The following is a 17782-nucleotide window of genomic DNA, read 5'->3' on the forward strand; positions in this document are numbered from 1 at the left end:
CGCCACTAGGGCCAGGTGGACCGGGAGGAGCGGAGTGGGGCGTCATGGCGAGAGCCTGGCAGCGGCAGATTGCACCGCCGTTGCGTGGCCGTCACGAGTGATTGCGTCGACTTCACCGGCCGTCCGGCGCCGCGCTGAGGTCCGCTTCCCGCAGGCGTAATGCGAGGTGACGCGGGCTGTAACACGGCCGTAGCACGCTCCTTCACATGGCGCACGTTCCGGTTCCCGGGGAGCACTCCCCCGCCTCCCCCGCCTCCTCCGACCCCGTCGATACGCACTGCCCTTACTGTTCGCTCCAGTGCGGTATGGCGCTGCGCCCGGTGCCGCCGGGCGGCGAGCCTGGTGACAGGCCGGGCGGCGAGCCTGGTGACAGGCCTGCTGACGGGCCGGGTGACGGGCCGGGCGGTCGGCCGGTCGGTGTCGAGGTCGTCGAGCGCACCGCGTTCCCCGTCAACCGTGGCGCGCTGTGCGGTAAGGGCCGCACAGCGCCCGCCGTGCTCTCCTCCCGGGTGCGTCTGACCGAGCCGCTGGTCCGCCGCCCTGACACCGGCCGGCTCGAACCGGCCACCTGGGAGGAGGCCCTCGACCGGATCGCCGAGGGCCTGGAGTCCACCCGCCGGGCGTACGGCCCCGACGCGGTGGGCGTCTTCGGCGGCGGCGGGCTGACGAACGAGAAGGCGTACGCGCTGGGCAAGTTCGCCCGGGTGGTGCTCGGCACCTCCCAGATCGACTACAACGGCCGGTTCTGCATGTCCTCGGCCGCCGCCGCCCATCAGCGGGCCTTCGGTCTTGACCGAGGGCTGCCGTTCCCGCTGGCGGACGTGGCCCGCACCGGATGCGTCGTCCTCGTCGGCTCGAACCTGGCCGAGACCATGCCGCCCGCGCTGCGCTATCTGACCGAGCTGAAGGAGGCGGGCGGGCGGCTGATCGTGGTCGATCCCCGGCGGACCCGTACGGCCGAGCAGGCGGATCTGCATCTGGCGCCGCGCCCCGGTACCGACCTCGCGCTCGCGCTGGGGCTGCTGCACCTGGTGGTCGCGGAGGGCCGGGTGGACGAGGAGTTCGTCGAACGGCGCACCAGCGGCTGGCCCGAGGCGCGGGCCGCCGCGATGGCCCACTGGCCGGAACTGGTGGAGCGGATCACGGGCGTCCCGGTTCCCGAGCTCCGTAAGGCCGTCACGATGTTCTGCGACGCCGAGAGCTCCATGGTGCTGACGGCCCGGGGGCCCGAGCAGCAGTCCAAGGGCACCGACACCGTGGGCGCGTGGATCAACCTGTGCCTGGCCACCGGCCGCGCGGGCCGCCCGCTGTCCGGCTACGGCTGTCTGACCGGCCAGGGCAACGGTCAGGGCGGCCGCGAACACGGCCAGAAGGCCGATCAGCTGCCCGGCTACCGCAAGCTGGACGACCCGGCCGCGCGCGCCCATGTGGCGGCCGTGTGGGGCGTCGAACCCGACGACCTCCCGGGGCCGGGGCGCAGCGCCTACGAACTCCTGGACGCGCTCGGACGGGACGTCCGGGCGCTGCTGCTGATGGGGTCCAACCCGCTGGTCTCCGCCCCGCGCGCGGCCCATGTGGAGTCCCGGCTGCGGTCCCTGGACTTCCTGGCGGTCGCGGACGTCGTGCTCTCGGAGACCGCCGCGCTCGCCGATGTGGTGCTGCCGGTGGCCCAGTGGGCCGAGGAGACCGGGACCATGACCAATCTGGAGGGCCGGGTCCTGCTCCGCCGGGCGGCCCTCACCCCGCCACCGGGCGTCCGGACGGACCTGTGGGTACTGAGCGGGCTCGCGGCCCGGCTGGGCTGGGAGAAGGGATTCCCCACGGACGCGGAGGAGGTCTTCGAGGAGCTGCGACGGGCCTCGGCCGGGGGCCCCGCGGACTACTCGGGCATCACGTACCGGCGGATCGCGGAGGAGGACGGGGTGTTCTGGCCCTGCCCGGAGAGCGCGGAACGGGACGGCCCGGAGGGGGCCGACTCCGTGAGCCCGGCCCACTCCACACCGGCCGAATCCGGGAGCTCGGCCGACTCCGTGAGCCCTGCTGACTCCGAACCGGCCGACTCCGTGAGCCCGGCCGACTCCATCCCGGCCGACTCCAGAACCGCGAGTCCCCACCCCCACCCCGGCACCCCCCGCCTCTTCCTCGACCGCTTCGCAACGGACGACGGCCGGGCCCGCTTCGCCCCCGTCAGCCATCGCCCGGCGGCCGAGGAGCCGGACGCGGAGTATCCGGTGCTGCTGACGACGGGCCGGGTGCTGGCCCAGTACCAGTCCGGCGCCCAGACCCGGCGCGTCGGCGAGCTCAACGAGGCCGCGCCCGGCCCCTACGTCCAGCTCCACCCGCTGCTCGCCGAGCGGCTGGGAGTGGACGAGGGCGCGCCGATCGCGGTGGTCTCCCGGCGCGGCCGCGCCGTGGCCTCGGCCCGTATCAGCCGGGACATCCGGCCGGACACGGTGTTCATGCCGTTCCACTGGGCGGGGCCTGGGCGGGCCAACACCGTGACGAACCCGGCGCTGGATCCGGTGTCGCGGATGCCGGAGTTCAAGGTGTGCGCGGTGCGGCTGGAGCCCGCCGAGGGCTGACCGCCTCCGGTCGGCGTCAGCTCCAGCTCTCGACCTCCTTCAGGTACGCCGCCCGTGTCTCCTCGTCCAGGAAGGCGGCCTGGAAGGAGTTGCGGGCCAGGGTGCGCAGGGTGGCCTCGTCGAGGCCGAGCGCGTCCCGTACGGCGGTGTAGTTGTCGCCCACGTAGCCGCCGAAGTAGGCGGGGTCGTCGGAGTTGACCGTCACCAGCAGACCGGCGTCCAGCATCGCGGGCAGCGGATGGTCCTCGAGGCGGTCCACGACGCGCAGCCGGACGTTCGACAGGGGGCAGACGGTCAGCGGGGTACGGTCCGCGACCAGCCGGGCCACCAGCGCCTCGTCCTCCAGGCTCCGCACCCCGTGGTCGACGCGGTCCACGCCGAGGACGTCCAGCGCCTCCCACACATACGCGGGCGGCCCCTCCTCCCCCGCGTGCGCGACGCACTTCAGCCCGGCCCGCCGCGCCAGCTCGTACACCTCGCGGAACTTCGACGGCGGGTTCCCGACCTCCGCCGAGTCCAGGCCGACGGCGGCGATCCGGTCCAGGTGGGGGCGGGCCGCCTCGAAGGTCGCCAGGGCCGACTCGGCGCTCTCGTCGCGCAGGAAGCACATGATCAGGCGCGTGGTGATGCCGTACGCGCGCGGCGCGGCGTCCAGTGCGCGGCCGATCCCGCGGATGACCGTGTCGATCTCCACGCCGCGCGCGGTGTGCGCCTGCGGGTCGAAGAAGATCTCCGCATGCCGCACGCCCTGCGCACGGGCGCGGGCCAGATACGCGTTGGTGAGGTCGGCGAAGTCGTCCTCGGTGCGCAGCACGGTCATCAGCGCGTAGTAGAGGTCCAGGAAGTCCTGGAGGTCGCCGAAGGAGTACGCGGCCCGCAGCTCCTCCTGGGTGGCGAACGGCAGCTCGACCCCGTTGCGCCCGGCGAGCGCGAAGGCCAGATCGGGCTCCAGGGTGCCCTCGATATGGAGATGGAGCTCTGCGGTGGGGATCGGGGGCATGGCGGGGATCACCTGCTGGTTTTCGCTGACGGGGGAGGACGTCACCCTATCCGGACGGCGGACCCGCCCGGAGCGATAGGCTCGGCGTCGCCTCTGATCCCCATGCCGTCGCTGACCCCGGACGCGCTCCGGGTGGCGGTCGCCCAGATCGTTCCGAGCCGTCTCCCGGAACTGAACGAGCATCTGGCGAGCGCGGCAACCAGTGCACAGCGCACGAGCAGCGTGGGACCGCTGCGAGCCTTCACCGCGCATTGGGGAACCGTCGTCAACATCGAACGCTGGCCACAGCGCGGCGGCAAGCGAGATCGGCCGCATCCTCCGAACCGCAGCCGAGGAGATCGGTGCATGATGCCTTCCTGGATGTGGGACTGCTGTACTTCCTGCCGGTGCCCAGTCAGCAGCTGATCGCCGTGGTGCGCGTCACCTGGGCCGGGTGAGGCAACCGCCGCTCCCCTCTCCGGCGTCACACAGCGCGAGCTGATCAGCGAGGCGAAGAGGGGGAGCACATGCTGGGGTGGGTGCGGGGGCGGTTGCCCAGGACGCGGCGGGGGTGGCGGCGGCTGGTGCAGGGGGGCGTCCTGGTCTGCGTACTGGCCCTGCTCCCCGCGACCTGGCTGCGGCTGAGCACGGACGACCGGATCCATACGGTCGCCGATGTGCCCTCGGCCCCGGTCGGGGTGGTCTTCGGGGCGGGGCTGTGGAACGGGGAGCCGTCGCCGTATCTGGCGCACCGGCTGGATGCCGCCGTACGGCTCTACGAGGCCGGCAGGGTCCATGCGCTGCTGGTCACGGGCGACAACAGCCGCCATGACTACGACGAGCCGGACGCGATGCGCGCGTATCTGGTCAAACGCGGGGTCCCGGACCGGCGGATCGTGAGCGACTTCGCGGGGTTCGACACCTGGGACTCCTGCGCCCGGGCCCGGCGGGTCTTCGGGGTGCGCAAGGCGGTGCTGGTGAGCCAGGGGTTCCATGTCCGCCGGGCGCTGGCGCTGTGCGGGGCGGCCGAGATCGACGCGTACGGGGTCGCGGTCGACGAGCCGCACGATGCGACCTGGTACTTCGGCGGCACGCGGGAGGTCGTGGCGGCGGGCAAGGCCGCGCTGGACGCGGCGTTCGAGCCGGATCCGCACTTCCTGGGGCCACGGGAGCGGGGGATCGAGGAGGCGCTGGCGGAGCGGGACTCGGGCGCGGCCTCGCATTGAAATGCGGCCCCGGATCTCTCCGGGCCCGCGCACCGGCCCTCGATCGCCGTCAGCCGATGGTCGTCTCCGACACCACCCACGCCAGGTAGTCCTCGCTGCCGTTCACGATGGGCGTCGCGATGACCTCGGGGGTCTCGTAGTCGTGCGCCTCGCGGATATGCGCCTCTAGCTCGTCGTAGCGCGCGGCGGTGGTCTTGAACAGCACCTGCCACTCGGCCGCCGTCTCGACCTCCCCCTCCCACCGGTACACGGATGTCACGGGCTGGCTGATCTGCGCACAGGCCGCCAGCCGGGCCTCGATCGCCCCACGGGCCAGCGCCTCGGCCTTCTCGGGGGTGTCGGTGGTGGTCAGTACGGTCAGGTAGTCGGCCACTGCTGCGGTACCTCTCTCCACGGGGTGGTCGCACGGGCGGTTGCACGGCGCGGCTGCACGGCGCGGCTGCGGACTGGCGCCCACCACGCTAGCCGGTGAGGATTGAGGGAACCCGCCGACGATCAGACCGGACCGATCGAGGGGCACTCATGGATGACCTCACCACGCTCGCGCGCCACCATCTGGACCAGGCCAAGGCCGATCCGCACGGGCGCAGCGCACATCTGTTCCTGCACGACGGCCCGCTGCGGCAGAGCGTGATCGCCATGGTCTCCGGCTGTGAGCTCAACGAGCACAACGCTCCCCCGGCGGCCAGCCTCCAGGTGCTGCACGGGCATGTACGGCTGACCGGCGGCGGTGACCGGCTGGATCTCATCGCGGGCCAGGTGCAGGAGTTGCCGCACGAACGGCACGGGTTGCGGGCGCTGGAGGACTCGGTGGTGCTGCTGACGGCCGTGACCGCCACGCATGGGTGCCCCACCCCTTACGAGGACGCGGCCACCGCCTGACGACGACCGGGCCCCGGGCGCGCCCGCCGCGCTGCCTGCGGCGCGGGCGGGGTCTGGGGCGGAGCCCCAGTTGTGGGAAGGGGCGGGGAGGGGAGCAGCACGCCGCAGGCGACCCACCGGGCAGGCTTAGTCGCCGCCTCCGCCTCCGCCGCCACCGCCACCGCAGGAGTGGTGGCCGCCGCCGTAGTCGCCCCCGTGACCGCCGTGACCGCCGTGGCCCCCGTAGTCGCCGCCGTGGCTCCCGCCACGGTCGTCGCCCCACCCGTGCGCGGTGTAGAAGGACTCCTGGTCGAGGTACTCGGGGTCGTAGGCGATGAGGAGGTTCCGGTCCCAGTAGGCCGGGTCGCCGGTCGGGATGGGTATCGCGTCGCTGACGGCCCTGCGCCGGGCCGGTTCCGGGACGACGACGGGGCCGTAGAAGACGTACGAGGGGAGCGCCCCCTCCCGCACGGCCGCCGCCACGCGGCGCCTGCCCATGCGGGTGGGGCGCCCCCGGAGCCGGGTGAGCAGCCCGTCGGCGGCGAGCCGGTGCCGGATATCCGCCAGTTCGGGTCCGTCGAGCAGCGCGGGGATCACACGATCCACCGGCTTCGAGCGCGGGCACAGCGCGACAAGCGCGCGCTCTACCGGGTGCTCGGCCCCCTCCCCCGCCGTGGCACGGATCCGGGAGCGCCGGAGGGTGATCACATCCCGCTCCTGGAGCGCTATCAGGAGGGTCTGGATCACCCACGGCCGCCCGCCCACCAGATAGGCGATGTCATAAAGGTCCGGGCGTCTCGTCATGGCACACATCGGAATGCCCCCGTCCATCCGTGCCCATCCATGTCCATCCGAACTGCTCAAGTAACGTCAGTTTTGTCTTTCTGGACCGTGATGAACCCCGATGAGTGCCATTTCAGAGCATAATTTGAGCTTTCGTCCCCTTATTCATTCGAATTACTCGCTCGAAGTCGTGATGGACACATCCGTCGACGGACCGGCGCCCGTGGCGCTCAGTGCCGCGACCGAGAAGGTGTACGCGGTGGCCGGGCGCAGCTTGCCGATCACCCGCAGCATCCCCTTGGCCCGGGGCTGGGAGACCAGGACGTCGCGGCCGGTCACGGCGATGCCCCGGCCGTCGGAGACGGTGATGCGGTAGCCGATGACCGGGGTGTCGCCGGTGGTCTTGGGCGGCGTCCAGGACACCGTCGCGGCCGTGGCATCGGCGTTGGCCTTCACACCGGTGGGGGCGCCGGGCGGGGCGCCGGGCGGGGCGCCGGGCGGGGCCCCGGGGCCGCCGGCGGTGGGCGTCACGGGGGCCGCGGGGAGGGACACCTCGCTCGCCCCGGCCTCGTTGCGGGCCGTGACGGTGACCGCGTACGGCGTCCCGTTGTCGAGCCCGCGAACGACCGCGTAGGCGGTGCGCTTGAAGTCGGCGGCCGGGACGGTGGTGGAGACGGACCGCGAACCGCCCGAAGCGGTCACCGTGTACGACGTGACCGGGGAACCACCCTCGACGTACGACGGGTTCCAGGTGACGTACAGCGAGCCGTCCGCCGCGAAGTCCCCCACGCGGGTGGGCGCTTCGGGCACGGAGTCGGCGGCGAACGTGCGGCCGAGCAGCCCCCGGTAGGGGGGTTCGAGCCCGGCCCCGGCCACGATGTCGGCCGGCGCCTTGGACGGATCGGCCAGGATGTGGTTGCCGCTGGTCACCACGCCCTTGTCGTTCCCATCGGGATCGCCCTGCTCCCAGTAGTTGCCGACGATGCGGGTCGGGTCGTTGTTGCCGAGGTCGTCGCGGTAGTCGACATGGGCGCTGAGGACGTTGGCCTGAGCGCCGTAGAGGACGTTGCCCTCGACCGTGACATAGGTGCAGCCGTTGTCGGTGTAGACGGTCCGGCCCAGCCCCCACCCGTCGTGGATGACATTGCCGGTGATCTTCTCGCCGTTGTCGAGGGAGCTTCCGGTGAGGCCCTGGGTGTAGACGCCGGCGCCGTCGTCGAGTGCCTGCATGTAGTCGAAGACGAGGTTGTTGGACACCCTGTTGTCGCGGGAGACATTGGCGGTTGCCGGTTTGCCGATCTTGTCGGGCCAGCCGCCCCAGCCCATCGAGATCGCCGAGTAGGCGACATGGTCGATCTGGTTGTGGGCGATGGTGTTGTCCTGGGTGTAGCCGTTGAGGATGGCAACGCCGCCGTGGTACTCGCGGGGCAGCGCGTAGAGGTGGTTGTTCGTCACCGACACCTCGCGGGTGAGGTCGGCGTCGCCGCCCGGCCGCGGGGCGTCCACCCCGCCGATCTCCATGCCGTTGCCGGAGATGTCGGTGAAGACATTGCCGCGTACGGTCGCGTTCCGCGTCCCGGTGCCGAGTTCGAGCCCGGCCGCGCCGAGGTGGGTGAACGCGTCGTCGGAGAACTCGATGTCACGGCCGTGGCTGATGGCCACGTTGCCGGGCATCTTGGTCCAGGACGCGTACGGGCAGGTGCCGCCCGGGGTGTACTCGCACAGCCCCTGGGTCTTCCAGCCCTCCGGGCCGGTCACCGTATAGCCCGCCTGCACCTCGGAGAAGCCCTCGGGCGAGGAGGGGGTGAGCCAGGTGGCGTACGAGAACTCGATACCGCGCAGGGCGATGTCGTGCAGCGGCGCGCGCCCGGTGCCCCGTCCGTCGACCAGCTTCTCCAGGACCGGCGCCTCCACGTCGGCGGTGCGCGGATTCTCCCCGGAGCGCGGGCGGTAGTAGACGGTGCGGGTGTGCCGGTCGAGGTACCACTCCCCGGGCTGGTCCAGGACCTCGAAGGCGTTCTCGACATAGCCGGGCAGCGCGCCGCTGGTGAGCTTGGCCGGACCGACCATGTTGATGCTGCGGCCGGGGATGTCGGGGAACTCCACGCGCCTGGTGGAGTTGTCCCAGCACGGCTGGGCCATGGTGACTGTGGTGCCGGTCATCGAGCCGATGGGGCAGCGCGGTTCGGTCCACGGGCCGAGTCCGTACTGCTGGATGTTCCACAGCGCCTCACCGCTGGGATAGACGAACTCGATGTCCGACGGATTGCGCCAGCGGGCGAGGGTGTCGGCGGACGCGGTGTAGCCGGTGTCGGTGGCGGTGAGGGTCACCGGGACCGGCCCGCGCGCCCGCTGGGCGCGGACGCCGTTCACATACAGCTGCCGGGTGTTGTCCAGCCCGGCGGGCGCGGGCGCCGACCACAGCCCGGCGCGACCCTTGACCGGCCGCCAGCCCCGGACCGCCCGCCCACCGCTGAACACGGCGCCCCGGCTGCCCTGCCAGATGACGCGGTGGCCATTGCCCCCGGAGTCACGGGCGTCGAGGACGAGCGGACGGGTGAGGCGGTACGTGCCCGGCGCGAGGTGCACCGTAAGGTCGGCACTTTGCCGCGGGACGCGCTTCCGTACGAGGTCGCGGGCGCGCTCGGGGGTGCGGACGGGGGCGGCGCGGGTGCCGGGGGCGCGGTCGTCGCCGTTGGGCGCGACATAGACATCGGCGATATCGGAGACATCGGCGACGGGGCGGGGCCCGCGCGCGACGGCGTCGGCGGTGCCGCCGAAGGCGGCACCGAGGGTGGCGAGGGTGGCTAAGACGGCCGCGGCGGCGGCTCTCGGGGCCGCCCTACGGGCCTCGCGGACGGTCCGGATGCGTGAGCGTACGTACTCCGACATGTCCCTCCCTGCGGAACCTTGCTGGAACCCCTGCTGGATTCCTGCTGGAACTCGTGGAGTGGTGGCCCCGGGAAAGGTAGGATCTATGAGCGGAACACGTCAATATGGCGGGGCAGAATCGCCGTACCTCGCCTCCAGTGCGTCAATTCATTGGATCTATTGACCCGGTGAGGGGCGTTCGGGGTGTCAGGACGCCGTGTTGGACACCGTGTCGCCGTCGTACAGGACGACGTAACGGCCGCGGGCCTCGCCGCCCTCCGACAGCCGCCAGCCCGCGCTGACATGGCCCAGGAATCCGGTGGATCCGGCCTCCGCACCGGACTCCGGACGCAGAACGCGCGTCACATGGAGGACGGGGCCCCCGTCGCCCAGCGGCAGACGGGTGCCGTCCGGACGGTTCGCGACGACCGGAGCCCCCGTGGCCCCGGCCGGGACGTCGAACCCGCCTCCGGCCACCTCGGCGGTGACGGAGGGGTCGGGGGTGTGGGACACGCTCTGCGCCTGCGGTTCGGCGCGGCCCTGGAGGAGCGCGATCAACTGGGCCACCAGCACCGGGTCATACGGCCCGTCGTAGATCCACCGCTGCCCCAGCACCCCGTGCTCGGTCGTGCCGATGAGGGCCCGCTCGGCTCCGTCGAGCGGCGCGGCGCGATAGGTCATCGGTACGTGGTACCAGGCGGGCCGGTCACCGGCGTCGTCCCGGACCACCATGAACTCGATCCCCACCTCGCCCTTCGGGTCGTCGAGCCGGAAGCCGCCGACCCGGGACAGCTCCGGAGGGCGCCGCGCGGCGGCGTACCAGGGCTGCTGGGGCAGCCACGGGGTGAGGAGCTCCAACTTGGTCGGGCTCATCGTGGTCTTGTGAATGATCGACATGCCGTGTGAACACCTTCGCTCGTCGTACGCTTCCGGGCGCTGACACGGTCTCACGGCGCGCGGAAAGCCCGGCGCGCCGTGCGGCGCACCGGGCCTTTGACGGCCGACCCCCCACTTGGCCGGCCGGTGGATCAGGAGCGGGTCGCGCGGGTCGCCTCGAACGCCGTCGTCTTCGCGTCCGAAGACTGCTTGGCGACCCGGTGCCCGTCCTTGGACACGACGATCACGCAGATCTTGCCCGGCTTGCCCGGCTTACCGGGCTTGGTGGGCATGGGCTTCCCGGGCTTGGCGGGCGTGGTGGGCTTGCCCGGCTTCGTGGGCAGGGCGGGGCCGGAGCCCGGCTTCGCGGAGCCATGCTTGATCACCACGACCTTGCAGGTCTTCCCCGGGTCGGTCGGGAAGGCGGGGATGGCGACGCAGGTGTCGTCGTGCCCGCGGGAGCGGTCCTTCGACACCGCGATGGCCTTCTTACCGGCCACCTTGCCCTGCTTGGCGCGCTCAACCACCTTGCCCGCCTCGACCGGCTTGGTCGGCTTGGTCGGCGTGGCGCTGTCGTCGTCGGCCCGGATCACACAGAGAGCCGGACCGTGGGACGTCTTCCCCTTGGTGGCGGAGGCCGACGCCGAGGAGGAGTGGGAGGCCGAGGCCGAGGCGGGGGCCGCGGCCCCCAGCGCCAGGGCGCCCGCCGCCACGGCGAGCACGACACCGCGCCGCTTCGCGGCCGAGGCACGGGGCAGGGTACGAGACATGGGCACAGCTCTCCTTCGTTCGGGGAGTGGAACTGGCTGCCGAAGAACCCTTGATCCGTCGGCGCACTCACCGTTGCGCACCGATGCTGAGTCCTCGCTGAATCGCCTGAGGCCCCGCTGAAACCGGCTTGCCGGTTTCAGCGGGGCCTCAGCTCGCCCGTGCCATCCTGACCGCGTGCGCATACTGGTGGTGGAAGATGACGCCCGGCTTCGCGAGCTGCTCACCGAGGGCCTGGAGCAGGAGGGTTTCACCATCGAGACGGCGGCGGACGGGCTGAGCGGCCTGGCGCTCGCCCGGTCCGGCGAGTACGCGGCGATCGTGCTGGATGTGATGCTCCCCGGGTGCTCCGGCTATCAGCTGTGCTCGCGGCTGCGCGAGGAGGGCGACTGGACGCCGATCCTGATGCTCACCGCCAAGGACGGCGAGTACGACGAGGCCGATGGGCTCGATGTGGGCGCGGACGACTATCTGACCAAGCCGTTCTCCTTCGTCGTCCTGATCGCCCGGGTGCGCGCCCTGGTGCGGCGCGGCGGGCTGGACCGGCCCGAGGTGCTGGAACTGGGCGATCTGCGGCTGGAGCCCGCGGCGCTGGCCTGCGCGCGCGGGACGGACGAGGTCACGCTCACGGCCAAGGAGTTCGCCGTGTTGGAGTACCTGGCCCGGCGCGCCGGGCAGGTGGTCTCCAAGTCCGAGATCGTGCAGAGCGTATGGGACGCCGCGTACGACGGCGGGGCCAATCTCGTCGAGGTCTACGTCCGCAGTCTGCGCCGGAAGATCGATGTGCCGTACGGACGGCGGTCGATCCGCACGATACGGGGCGCGGGCTATCTGCTGGCCCGCGACGGAGGGTGAGACAGTGGGGCACACAGCGGGCTCGATACGCGTCGCGGACGCGGAGCACACGGCGAACGCGGAGCACATGGCGGACGGGCAGCGGGAGTCGGAGGGCACTCGGACGCACCGCCCGCGCTTGACCTCCGGGTTGAGCGTGCGCGCCAAGGCCGTGCTGGCGGCCGCCGGGACCGTGGCCTTCGCGATCGCGCTCTGCATGCTGGCACTGGTGCTCGCCCTCCAGCACAACCTCCGTGCCAGCGCCGATCTGGACGCCAGGAAGGCCGCCGTGGCGATCAAGGGCCAGCTGGGGAAGACCCGGGCCATGCCGCAGCGGGCATACATCGTCGCCCCCGGCGCGGTGACGATCAAGGATGCCTCCGGCCGGACGGTCACCCCCATGAGCCCGACGGATACCGCCTCGCAGGGGTCGACCGGGCTCCCGAAGCTCCACACCGAACCCGCCGAGCCCACCGAGCCAACCAAACCCGCCGAACCCGCCGAGGCCGGGCAGCCGTACAAGGTGTCGGTGAGCCCCTCGACCACCTCCCTCGACAGCGCCACCGGGCTGATGCTGCGCCAGGCCGCCCCCGCGGCCGCCGGTCTGGTGCTGTTCGTCGCGGGGCTCACCTGGCTGCTGGTGGGCCGCGCCCTGCGCCCGGTCGCCGCGATGCGGCAGGAGTTCACCGAGATCACCGAGCGCGATCTGCATCGCCGGGTGCCGGTGCCCCGGGCGCGGGACGAGATCCACCGGCTGGCCCGAACCATGAACGCCACGCTGGACCGGCTGCACCGGGCCATGACCCGGCAGCGGCAGTTCGTGGCCGACGCCTCGCACGAGCTGCGCAGCCCCATCGCGGCCGTACGCGCCCAGCTCGAGCTGGTCCTGGCCCGCCCGTCGCGCACCGACTGGCCGGACGCCGTGCACAAGGCGCTGCGGGACACCGACCGGCTCCAGGCCGTCGCCTCCGATCTGCTGCTGCTCGCCCGGCTCGACGCGCAGGAGGCGCCGCCCAAGGCCGCGGTGGACCTCGGCGCGCTGGCGGCCGATGAGGTACGGCGCCACCCGGGCGCGCTGACGATGGCTGGGGGCGAGGAGGCCGCCGTCGTGACCGGCAGCCGGGTGCAGCTGTCCCGGCTGCTCACCAACCTCGCCGACAACGCCCGCCGCCACACCCGCACCGGCGTCTCCATCACCGTGGCGGTCCAGGGCGGCATGGTCGAACTGGCCGTGGACGACGACGGCCCCGGCATCCCCGAAAGCGACCGCGAGCGCGTCTTCGAGCGGTTCACCCGGCTGGATGATGCCCGGGCCCGCCAGGACGGCGGCACCGGGCTCGGCCTCGCCATCGCCAATGACATCGCTCACGCCCACGGCGGCACCCTTACGGTGCTCACCAGCCCGCGGGGCGGGGCTCGCCTGCTGTTGCGCCTGCCCCGGGCGGTCTAGCCGGGCCACGACCCCGGTGCGGACACGGCCGCCCAGTCGTGAGAGTTTGGCAACTACCGGACCAGACTGATCAGTTGGTCAGTAGTATCTGCCCTTTCCTGGCCGTGTCCCAGATGGAGGTGTCGAAGGTGCTGTCGGGGACGGGGGCCGTCGTGCTGGCCGCGTCCGCGGTGCTGGTACTGGTGTTAGCACTGTGCCTCACCTGGGTGGTCAGACTTCGCCGCGCGCTCGCGGACGCGCGTAGGGCGACCGAGCGAGAACGAGCCGTTTCCGAGCGGGAACGAGCCAATGCGGCCGAAGCGCGGGAGCTGGCGGCCGAGCGCGGCGAGGAGGTCGCCCGGCTGGCCGCCGTACAGGCCGATCTGGACGAGGCGGCGCGCCGGGAGCGGATCCTGCGCGACTCCGTCCAGGCGTCGTTCGAGTCCGTGGCCCGCAATATGCACGCCATGTCGATGGTGCAGCAGCAGGTCCTCGACGGCCTGGAGCAGTATGTCGAGGACGCCGGGCTGATGGGCGAGGTCATGAAGGCGGACCACGCCGCCGCCCAGATGACCCGCAAGGCCCAGACGCTGCTGGTGATGTGCGGGATCTGGCCCGCGCGGCGGGAGACCCGGCCGGTGTCGCTCTTCGACTGTGTGCGGGGCGCGCAGTCGCGCATCGTGGAGTTCGGCCGGGTGGACGTCCACGGCGGTCAGACCCTCTACGCGGTGGCCCCCGCGGTGGAGGGCCTGATGCACGCGGTGGCCGAACTCCTGGAGAACGCCACGGTCTTCTCCCCCTCCCGTACCCAGGTCGCGGTCGCCATCCGCGAGGTCGCCGCGGGCGCGGTCATCGAGATCGACGACGCGGGGCTCGGGATGCCGCCGGACGTGCTGGAGAAGGCCGTGGGCCAGCTGCGGGACGGTCTCGACCTGGCCCAGCTGGGCGCGGTGCCCCGGCTGGGGCTCGCCTGTGTGGGGCGCTGGTCGCGGGAGCTGGGCTTCGGTGTCGAGCTGTCCACGGCGTCGGCGTACGGCGGCACCCGGGTGGTGGTCTTCGTACCGCACCGGCTGCTGACCGAGCAGCCGAGCGCCGTACGGGCGGCGGACCACAAGCCGGTGGTCGTGGAGCCCGTGGTCGTCGGCACGGTGAACCAGGACGCGGGCGGCGCGGGGCTCGGCCCGGCCACCGCGGACCCCGCCGGGGGCGGCCTGCTGAACGGCGTGTCCGTGGGCGACGTCCCCGGCGCGCCCGATGCCCCCGCGCCCCTCGGCACCGGGCTGCCCCGGCGCCGCAACCGCCGCCGCCCGGCGTCCGGAGCCGCGTCGGCTTCCCGCGCCTCGTCCACCGACGTGGCCGCCGCGGCCGAGGCGGCCGAGGCGGTTGATCTCACCACCGCCCCCGCCCGCGCCGCGCCCACCCCGCCGGCCGCGGCGGCCCCCTGGACACCCGAGGCCGCCCGCGCCTCCATCACCAGCGTCGTCTCCGGCACCCGCCGCGGGCGCACGGAGGCGGAAGCGGAAGCGGAGGCGGAGGCGGAAGCAGAAACGGAGGCGGAGGCCGTACCGCCCGAGGATGAGACGAGTCCGGACCGAGAAGACCGAGAGGGAGGCCGGTAGTGGCCGGAACCATATCCAGGTTGCCCGACGTTGGATGGATGCTGCGTCCGCTGACGGGGATCCCCGGGGTGCGGCATGCCGTCGTCGTCTCGGAGGACGGTCTGCGCATGGGCCATGACTCCGCCGAGGGGCTGACCGGCGAGGTGTCCCGGCTCGGGGTGGCCGAGGCCGAGTCGCTGGCCGCCGCCTGTGCCGCGCTCACGGTCACCAGCCAGTCCACGGTGTCGCTGCTGTTCGGCGACGAGGCCGGGGTGCGGCAGCTGATGATCGAATCCGACAGCGGGTTCGTGCTGTTCACCTCGGCCGGTCAGGGCGCCTCACTGGGGGTGGCCACCGACACGGAGGCGGATGTCGGCCTGGTGGCTCAGCAGATGCAGTTACTGGTCGCGAAGATCGGTGCCCATCTGAGCAGCCAGCCGCGGGAGCCGATGGGCCGCCCGACGTCATGAGCCGACCCGGCGAGGAACGCACCACGGCCGCGGTGCGCCCCTACGTGATCACACGGGGGCGTGCCGGTTCCTCACGGGATGCTCTGCCGCTGGAAACGCTTGTCGTGGCGTCCGGGAGCGCGCTGCCGCCGCATCTCCAGCCCGAGTACCGGCGGATCGCCGACTGCTGCCAGGGGCTGCTGTCGGTGGCGGAGGTCGCCGCCCATCTCGGTCAGCCACCGGCCGTGGTGCAGGTGCTGCTCGCGGATCTCATCGACTGGGGGCACATCGTGGCGCGTCCGCCGATCCGGGTGGTCAAGCGAAAACGTGCCGATTTGGACTTGCTGAGGAAGGTGCTCGATGGGCTTGAGAGCAAGCTCTGAGATCTCGATGGCCGGTACGGACGGCACAACCAGGACCGACCACCACCCGGCCCACTCGGGCCACCCGGCCCACTCGGGCCACACGGCCCACCCGGGCCACGCGGACCGCACGACCCGCACAGACCACACCAACGAGACAGGCGAGACGGACGAGACGGGCGATACGGACGACATGGATGACATGGACGACACCCCCGTCATGTACGTGGAGTCCAGCGTGGCCGGGGCGGCCAAGATCCTGGTGGTCGGCCCGATGGGCGTCGGCAAGACCACGCTGATCGGCACGGTGTCGGAGATCAAGCCGCTGTCCACCGAGGCGACGATGAGCCAGGCCGGGGCCCGGCTCGACACCAAGGTGCGGCCGTCGAAGACCACGACCACCGTCGCGCTGGACTTCGGGCGGATCACCCTGGGCGGCGAGCTGGTGCTGTACCTCTTCGGCACCCCCGGCCAGCAGCGGTTCCTCCCCGCCTGGAAGGACCTGGCGCGCGGTGCGCTGGGCGCGCTCGCGCTGGTCGACACCCGCGATCTGGAGGCCTCCTTCGACGCGATCGGGCATCTGGAGGACCTGGATGTGCCGTTCTCCGTCGCCGTCAACGCCTTCCCGGACAGCACTCCGCACAACGAGGACGATCTGCGCTCCGCGCTCGATCTGCTCCCGCACACCCCGCTGGTCATCTGTGACGCCCGGGAACACAAGTCCTCGGTCCAGGCGCTGATCTCGCTCGTCTCGCATCTGATCGAGACCCTGACGGAGGCGTCGTGACCGCCCGCGCCGCCTCCCGGGTGCCGCTGTACGGGACCGCGCTCGACGGTCCGCTCACCGACCTGTACGAGCGGATGCGGCGCGACCACGGTCCGGTGGTCCCGGTGGAGATCGCGCCCCGGGTCGAGGCCTGGCTGGTCATCGGCCACCGTGAGCTGCTCCATCTCACCCGCGACGAGCAGTACTTCTCCCATGACCCGCGCCGCTGGACCCCGCTGCGTGAGGGCCGGGTGGCGGCCGACTCGCCGCTGATGCCGCTGGTGGGCTGGCGCCCGGCGCTGCTGTTCGCGGACGGCGCGGCGCACCGCCGGATGCGCTCGGCGGTGGCCGACGCGCTGGGGCGGGTCAACGGCCATGAGCTGATCCGCAGGGTGCGGGCCACCGCGGAGCGGCTGGTCGCCGGGTTCGCCGACCAGCACGCGGCGGATCTGGTCGAGAGTTACGCACGCCTCCTGCCGCTCCAGGTCGTCACCGAACTGCTGGGCCTCGACGAGGAGAACGGGGCCCGGCTGGTCGAGACGCTGACCACGATCGTCGCCCCGACCGTGGCCGCCACCGGCGCCAACAAGCGGATGGGCCAGATCCTGCTCCAGCTGATCGCCGGGAAGAAGCGGCGGCCGGGCGCGGATCTGACGTCCTGGCTGCTGGAGCACCCCGTCGGACTCAGCGACGAGGAGGTGCTGCACAACCTCGTGGTGATCATCGTCGCGGGCAACAACACCACCGTGAACTGGATCGCCTCCACGCTCCAGATCCTGCTCACCGACCCGGCGTTCCGCTCCTCGCTGGCCCGTGGCCATCTCACCGTGGACGACGCGCTGGACCTGGTGCTGTGGCGCCAGCCGCCCACCCAGAACTTCCCCGGCCGCTACGCCACCCGCGATCTGCGCTTCGGCGGCCAGGACATCCGCGCCGGGGACATGCTCATCCTGGGCCTCGCGGGCGCCAACGCGGACCCCGAGGTGCTGCCCGAGGACGGGCGGCCGGTGGTCGGCAACCGCTCGTACCTCGCCTTCGGCGCGGGCCCGCACGGCTGCCCGGCGCGGGATCCGGCCCGGCTGATCACCCGTACCGCCGTGGACACGCTGCGCCACCGGCTGCCGGACATGGAGATCGCGGTGCCGGAGGAGCAGCTTCCGTGGATCACCTCGCCGTGGTCCAAGGGCCTGGCCAAGCTGCCGGTGCGGTTCTCCGCGCCGCAGCTGGCCGCCGACGCCCCGGCTTCGGGGTCGGGGTCGGGGCCAGGTTCGGGCCCGGCTTCGGGCTCGGCTCCGGGCTCGGGCCCGGTGGCGTTCAGCTCCGTGGCCCCGGCCTCCGGCTCATCGGCTACGCCCCCCGACTGACCACCGGTCCCGACCCCCGACTCCCCCGCAGGAG

At 72.4% G+C, this 17782-nt stretch carries 16 protein-coding genes; 10 read left to right on the forward strand and 6 right to left on the reverse strand.

Going from position 1 to position 17782, the window contains the following annotated elements:
* Window positions 1-206 precede the first annotated feature (206 nt).
* Window positions 207-2582 (forward strand): molybdopterin-dependent oxidoreductase, encoded by a 2376-nt coding sequence (locus ACJX2R_RS19015; protein WP_413101100.1) that lies wholly within the window; start codon window positions 207-209, stop codon window positions 2580-2582.
* 16 nt (window positions 2583-2598) lie between these two features.
* On the opposite strand, the gene ACJX2R_RS19020 is transcribed toward ACJX2R_RS19015, so the two are convergent.
* Window positions 2599-3582 carry an adenosine deaminase gene (locus tag ACJX2R_RS19020; protein WP_413101101.1) on the reverse strand — a complete coding sequence of 328 codons (984 nt, stop codon included), beginning with the start codon at window positions 3580-3582 and terminating at the stop codon, window positions 2599-2601.
* Between the two features lie 506 nt (window positions 3583-4088).
* On the opposite strand from ACJX2R_RS19020, the gene ACJX2R_RS19025 reads away from it, so the two are divergent.
* The gene (locus ACJX2R_RS19025) at window positions 4089-4787 is read left to right on the forward strand and encodes a vancomycin high temperature exclusion protein (protein ID WP_413101102.1); all 699 of its coding nucleotides are present in this window, start codon (window positions 4089-4091) and stop codon (window positions 4785-4787) included.
* 49 nt (window positions 4788-4836) lie between these two features.
* Here ACJX2R_RS19025 and cutA read toward each other — a convergent pair whose 3' ends face one another.
* Entirely contained in the window at window positions 4837-5160 is a 324-nt protein-coding gene (gene cutA / locus ACJX2R_RS19030; RefSeq protein WP_020871507.1) for a divalent-cation tolerance protein CutA, read from the reverse strand.
* 149 nt (window positions 5161-5309) lie between these two features.
* Here cutA and ACJX2R_RS19035 point away from each other — a divergent pair, with 149 nt between their 5' ends.
* Window positions 5310-5669: a cupin gene (locus tag ACJX2R_RS19035; RefSeq protein WP_210951624.1), complete on the forward strand. Its 360-nt coding sequence runs from the start codon at window positions 5310-5312 to the stop codon at window positions 5667-5669.
* A 126-nt stretch (window positions 5670-5795) separates the two neighbouring features.
* On the opposite strand, the gene ACJX2R_RS19040 is transcribed toward ACJX2R_RS19035, so the two are convergent.
* The 4 genes from ACJX2R_RS19040 to ACJX2R_RS19055 form a co-directional block, all read right to left on the reverse strand.
* Window positions 5796-6452, reverse strand: coding sequence for a TIGR04222 domain-containing membrane protein (locus tag ACJX2R_RS19040; protein ID WP_413101103.1), 657 nt, complete (start codon window positions 6450-6452; stop codon window positions 5796-5798).
* A 153-nt stretch (window positions 6453-6605) separates the two neighbouring features.
* The gene (locus tag ACJX2R_RS19045) at window positions 6606-9323 is read right to left on the reverse strand and encodes a fibronectin type III domain-containing protein (RefSeq protein ID WP_413101104.1); all 2718 of its coding nucleotides are present in this window, start codon (window positions 9321-9323) and stop codon (window positions 6606-6608) included.
* 186 nt (window positions 9324-9509) lie between these two features.
* A complete protein-coding gene (locus ACJX2R_RS19050) occupies window positions 9510-10199 on the reverse strand; it encodes a maltokinase N-terminal cap-like domain-containing protein (protein ID WP_413101105.1) in 690 nt (229 codons plus the stop codon).
* A 131-nt stretch (window positions 10200-10330) separates the two neighbouring features.
* Window positions 10331-10948 carry a hypothetical protein gene (locus ACJX2R_RS19055; RefSeq protein WP_413101106.1) on the reverse strand — a complete coding sequence of 206 codons (618 nt, stop codon included), beginning with the start codon at window positions 10946-10948 and terminating at the stop codon, window positions 10331-10333.
* Between the two features lie 175 nt (window positions 10949-11123).
* On the opposite strand from ACJX2R_RS19055, the gene ACJX2R_RS19060 reads away from it, so the two are divergent.
* The 7 genes from ACJX2R_RS19060 to ACJX2R_RS19090 all read left to right on the forward strand — a co-directional run bounded on the left by ACJX2R_RS19060 (window position 11124) and on the right by ACJX2R_RS19090 (window position 17748).
* Window positions 11124-11801, forward strand: a complete 678-nt coding sequence (locus ACJX2R_RS19060) for a response regulator transcription factor (RefSeq protein ID WP_210950658.1) — start codon at window positions 11124-11126, stop codon at window positions 11799-11801.
* A gap of 4 nt (window positions 11802-11805) precedes the next feature.
* Window positions 11806-13230 carry a sensor histidine kinase gene (locus tag ACJX2R_RS19065; RefSeq protein ID WP_413101107.1) on the forward strand — a complete coding sequence of 475 codons (1425 nt, stop codon included), beginning with the start codon at window positions 11806-11808 and terminating at the stop codon, window positions 13228-13230.
* A gap of 113 nt (window positions 13231-13343) precedes the next feature.
* A complete protein-coding gene (locus tag ACJX2R_RS19070) occupies window positions 13344-14828 on the forward strand; it encodes an ATP-binding protein (protein ID WP_413105896.1) in 1485 nt (494 codons plus the stop codon).
* Window positions 14828-15277, forward strand: coding sequence for a roadblock/LC7 domain-containing protein (locus tag ACJX2R_RS19075; protein WP_121824213.1), 450 nt, complete (start codon window positions 14828-14830; stop codon window positions 15275-15277). Before ACJX2R_RS19070 ends, ACJX2R_RS19075 begins: the two co-directional genes overlap by 1 nt.
* Window positions 15274-15639: a DUF742 domain-containing protein gene (locus tag ACJX2R_RS19080; RefSeq protein WP_413101108.1), complete on the forward strand. Its 366-nt coding sequence runs from the start codon at window positions 15274-15276 to the stop codon at window positions 15637-15639. Before ACJX2R_RS19075 ends, ACJX2R_RS19080 begins: the two co-directional genes overlap by 4 nt.
* On the forward strand, window positions 15623-16405 hold the full coding sequence (locus ACJX2R_RS19085; protein ID WP_413101109.1) for a GTP-binding protein: 783 nt from the start codon (window positions 15623-15625) through the stop codon (window positions 16403-16405). Before ACJX2R_RS19080 ends, ACJX2R_RS19085 begins: the two co-directional genes overlap by 17 nt.
* Complete coding sequence (locus ACJX2R_RS19090; protein WP_413101110.1) at window positions 16402-17748, forward strand: cytochrome P450; 1347 nt, start codon at window positions 16402-16404, stop codon at window positions 17746-17748. The genes ACJX2R_RS19085 and ACJX2R_RS19090 overlap by 4 nt, the downstream gene beginning before the upstream one ends.
* The last annotated feature ends 34 nt before the right edge of the window (window positions 17749-17782 follow it).

The sequence above is a fragment of the Streptomyces sp. Inha503 genome, from assembly GCF_047215865.1.
Lineage (GTDB): Bacteria > Actinomycetota > Actinomycetes > Streptomycetales > Streptomycetaceae > Streptomyces > Streptomyces lycopersici.